Origin of the sequence: Adlercreutzia equolifaciens (genome assembly GCF_029076695.1) — a bacterium.
Taxonomy (GTDB): Bacteria; Actinomycetota; Coriobacteriia; order Coriobacteriales; family Eggerthellaceae; genus Adlercreutzia; species Adlercreutzia equolifaciens_A.
Map to the genome: position 1 here is coordinate 1 of NZ_JARFIK010000391.1, position 302 is coordinate 302.

At 64.2% G+C, this 302-nt stretch carries 1 protein-coding gene; it reads right to left on the bottom strand.

Going from position 1 to position 302, the window contains the following annotated elements:
* Positions 1–302 (bottom strand): FAD-binding protein (locus PZH32_RS12875; protein ID WP_275208648.1); only part of this gene is annotated, 302 nt, incomplete at both ends.

Genomic DNA, 302 nt, shown 5'->3' on the forward strand with positions numbered 1-302 from the left:
GGCAGGCTTTGATGCCGTCGCCCGTCGGATTGCCGCCCGATCCCGGAGCCGCAATGCGGATCTTCTGGTTCCAGGCCTGGCGGTCCTCCATCATCTCCAGGTTGTTGCCGTAGCCGCCGGAGGAGAGGATGACGCCCTTGCTGGCATTGATGCGAATATAGTGGCGGTCGTTCTTTACGTCGCGGGCGATAACGCCGGTCACGCGGCCGTTCTCGTCCTGCTCGCACTTGATGATCTCGGTGAACCAGCGCACCTCGGCACCCTGCTCCGCCGCATAGGCCAGGATGGACTCGGCGAAGCCC